This is a genomic window from Streptomyces boetiae, assembly GCF_031845405.1.
GTDB lineage: Bacteria > Actinomycetota > Actinomycetes > Streptomycetales > Streptomycetaceae > Streptomyces > Streptomyces boetiae.
This window is the reverse complement of sequence record NZ_JAVREN010000096.1, coordinates 1-3,654: the sequence shown is the minus strand read 5'-3', so window position 1 is coordinate 3,654 and position 3,654 is coordinate 1. Positions and strand designations below refer to the sequence as shown.

Annotated in this window: 3 protein-coding genes; all 3 read right to left on the bottom strand. The window is 80.4% G+C overall.

The window, feature by feature from the left end; translation table 11 throughout:
• Positions 1-1,206 (bottom strand): lipid II flippase MurJ (locus RM780_RS27530; RefSeq protein WP_311633632.1); only part of this gene is annotated, 1,206 nt, incomplete at its 3' end.
• Positions 1,203-2,555 (bottom strand): O-antigen ligase family protein, encoded by a 1,353-nt coding sequence (locus tag RM780_RS27525; RefSeq protein WP_311633631.1) that lies wholly within the window; start codon positions 2,553-2,555, stop codon positions 1,203-1,205. The genes RM780_RS27530 and RM780_RS27525, both read right to left, overlap by 4 nt.
• Positions 2,555-3,654 (bottom strand): exopolysaccharide biosynthesis polyprenyl glycosylphosphotransferase (locus tag RM780_RS27520; protein WP_311633630.1); only part of this gene is annotated, 1,100 nt, incomplete at its 5' end. The genes RM780_RS27525 and RM780_RS27520, both read right to left, overlap by 1 nt.

The window sequence follows — 3,654 nt, the reverse complement described above, 5'->3', positions numbered from 1 at the left end:
GGAGGGCGGGCGGGTGACGCCCTCGGCGGCGGGGCCGCCGGGTGGGGAGCCGGGCCCGGCCCCGCCCGGCGCACCGGCGACCACCGTGCCGCCGGGCGAGCCGGCCGGGCCATCGGCGGAGCTCGCGCTCTCCCGCCACAAGGCGGCTCGCCTCCCGGCCGCGAGGCCGGAGGACCGGCTTGCGCTCCCCTCGTCCGCCTCCTCGTCCGCGTGGCAGACCGCCCGCGCGGCGGGACCGGGCCACCCCGGCGGGCCGGAGGCGGGCGCGGGAGCCGGGCTCCGGCCGGGACGCGTCCCCGGTACGGCGGCGGGCCGCCGGGTGCTCGCCCACAGGGCGGAGGACGCACCGGCCCCGAGGCCGGACGGTTCGTGCGCGACCGCGTCGCGCGGGCGCGCGGCGCGGATGTGCCTGAGGAAGAAGGGGAGCTGGATCAGGGCCATCAGGGTGCCGCCGGTCGCGACGCCGGCGGCAGCCGCGCGGACGCCCCAGGCGGCGTGGAGGGGGAGGGCGAGGGCGACGATGCCCGCGTTGTAGGCGAGGTTGACGGCGGCGGGCGGCAGGTAGCTGCGGTGGGCCCGCAGCGCCGCGCTGAAGTAGCCGGCGAGGCCGAACGTCAGCACGGTGACGGCCGTCAGCCGCGTGCAGTCCACGGCGAGCGCCGGGTCGGGGAGGCCGGGCGCGAGGAGCCGCACCAGCAGCGGCGCCCCGGCCGCGAGCGCGGCCGTGGCCGCGGCGAGCGCGAGCAGCAGCCGGGGCAGCGTCCCCGCGATCAGCCGCCGCACCGCGGGCGTTCCGCCGCTCGCCAGCGCCACGCTGAAGGCCGGCACCAGGACGAAGGCCATCGCCTCGTCGATGAGCAGCGTGGCCGCGAACTCCGGCACCGTCCAGGACACGAGGAACGCATCCGCCGCCCGCCCCGCCCCGAACAGCCCCGCCACGATCTGGTCCCGCACCAGCCCTCCGAGCGCGCCCGCCCCCACCAGCAGCGCCGTCCCCCCGGCCGCCCGCACCACGAACCGCCCCTCGCCCCGGCCCCCGGCCGGCCCGGGGCGCCGCGCCCTCCCGTGCCAGGCCCGCCGGGGGCGTTCTCCCGCACCACCGTCGCCGCGCGGCAGCGTCCGGGCTCGCCCCGGCTGTCGCTCCGCCTCGCCCGCCCCGCCGCCCCGCCCCGCCCCCTCCTGCCGCGGCAGCGACCGCGCGCTCACGGCGCCCGCTCCGCCACGGCCGCCGGGGAGAGGGCCCACCAGGCGGTGAGGCCGAAGGCGATGCCCGTCAGCACGGTGTGCGGGCCGCCGATGTCCGCGTACAGGAAGTTGACGGCGTGCCAGACCAGCAGGCCCGTCGCCGCCAGCCCCACGTCCGAGCGCCGCGCGGCCCGCAGGCGCCGGACCGCGCAGGCCAGCAGCGCGGCCCAGCAGCACACAGCCGTGCCCGCCCCGATCAGGCCCTGCTCGCTGAGGAGCAGGAGGTACATGTTGTGGGGCGACTGGAGCTCCTGCCGCCGGAAGGCGTGCCCGGCCCCGCCCGTGTCGCTGCCGCCGGAGAGCGCGAGGGAGGCGTGCGCGTCGCGGTGCCCGGCGTAGCCCTTGGGCCCGGTCCCGGTCCACGGCGCGTCCCGCCACATCGAGACGGCCGCGTCCCACATCGCGTACCGGTCGGTCACGGACTGGTCCGCGCCGGAGCCGGTGACCTGCCCGATGCTGCCGATCCGCTCCTGGAGCATCCCGGGCCCGAACGCGGCCACCCCCCCGCCCGCCAGGGCGGCCAGCGCCGTCACCGCGAGCAGCGTCCGCACCGGCCGCCGCCCGGCCAGCAGCAGCACGGCGCACACGGCGGCGCCCGTGGCCAGCCAGGCCCCGCGGCTGAAGGAGAACGCCAGCGGCACCGCGAGCAGCGCCGCGCAGCCCAGCGCGGCCGGGCGCCGCAGGCGGGAGGCGTGGGCGGGCGGGGCCAGGCCCAGGGCGAGGGCCAGGACGAGGCCGAGGGAGACGACGGTGGCCATGCCCATGACGTTCATCGGGCCGAACGTGCCGACGGCGCGGACGTTCTCGCCGAGATAGGAGGCGCCGTTGCCGGTGCGGTGCTGCCAGGTGCCGAGCGCGCCCTGCGCGAGGGCGAGGGCGAGGACGGCGAGGGCCAGCAGCCGGAAGTCGCGCCGGTCGCGCAGCAGCAGGACCACGGCCAGCGGCACCAGCACGAAGACCTGGAGGCAGCGCGCGAACCCGGGCAGGCTCCCGGCCGGGTCCGCCGAGGCCATGGTGGTCAGGGCGAACGCGGCGGCGGGGGCGGCCAGCAGGACCGCCGCGGCCGGGCGCAGCCGGGGGCCGGGGCGGGCCAGCAGCGCCAGGCCGCAGCCGGCCAGCAGCAGCGAGGCGAGGTCGGCGGGGGCGACCTGGCCCCCGGCCACGCTCCACCGCTCGCCGGGCAGGGCCAGCAGCAGGACGGTGGCGAGGGCGGGCAGCAGGGCGCGGCGCCGCGGGGGCGGCGCGGGCGCCGGAACGTCCGGCGCGGCGAGGAGCGGGGCCCGGGAGGGCGCGGCGGGCGGGGCGGACATCAGCTGCCTCCGAACCGGAAGCACGCGGCGGTCGTGCGCAGCATGATCCGCACGTCCTGCCACAGCGACCAGGTGTCGATGTAGAAGTTGTCGAACCGCGCCCGGTCCTCGATCGAGGTGTCCCCGCGCAGGCCGCTGACCTGGGCGAGCCCGGTGATCCCGACGGGCATCCGGTGCCGGTCGGCGTAGCCGGGGTAGGCGCGGGAGAACCGCTCGACGAAGTACGGGCGTTCGGGCCGCGGGCCGACCAGGCTCATGTCGCCGCGCAGGACGTTCCACAGCTGGGGCAGCTCGTCCAGGGAGGTGCGGCGCAGCAGGCGGCCGACCGGGGAGAGGCGGCCGTCGCCCGCGACGTTCCAGCGGGTGGCGGCCTCGCGGTCGTCGGCGGGGCGCAGGGTGCGGAACTTCAGGATGCGGAACGGCCGCCCGTCCTCGCCGACGCGCTCCTGCCGGAAGAGGACGCCGGGGCCGTCGGCCAGGCGGACGGCGAGCGCGCACAGGGCGAGCAGCGGCGAAGCGGCCAGCAGCGCGGCGGCGGCGACGGCCACGTCGAGGGCGCGCTTGGCCAGGCGGGCGGCGCGGCGACGCGGGCCGCGCGGGTCCGGCGGCGGGTCCAGGCGGCGGCAGGCGAAGCCCCACAGGTGGCCGCCCGCCTCCCGGGCGCCCCCGGCGGCCGGGCCGGGGGCGGCGATCATCCAGACCGCGCAGCCGTGCGCCCAGAACAGCCGCACCAGCCGCTCGTCGGGGGGCCGGGCGAAGACGGCGGCGCGCACGGCGTTGCGGGTGACGGCGCGGCCGACGGCCTGCGGGGTGCCGAGGACGGGCAGCGGCGCGGGCAGGGGGCCGGGTCCCGGCAGCCGCTGGGGGACGGGGCCGACGAGGCCGACGGGCCGCATCCCGTACTCGGGGTGCCGGGCGAGGGCGGCGGCGACCCGGCGCCCGGCGCGGCCGGTGCCGACGACGAGGGCGGGAACGGGGCGGCGGCGGGCGGCGCGGCGGCGCCCGGCGTGCGCGGCGGCGCGCAGGAGGCAGGCCAGGGCGGCGTGCCCTGCGAGCAACGCCAGCAGCGCGCGCGGCACGACGACGGGGCGGCCGGCCG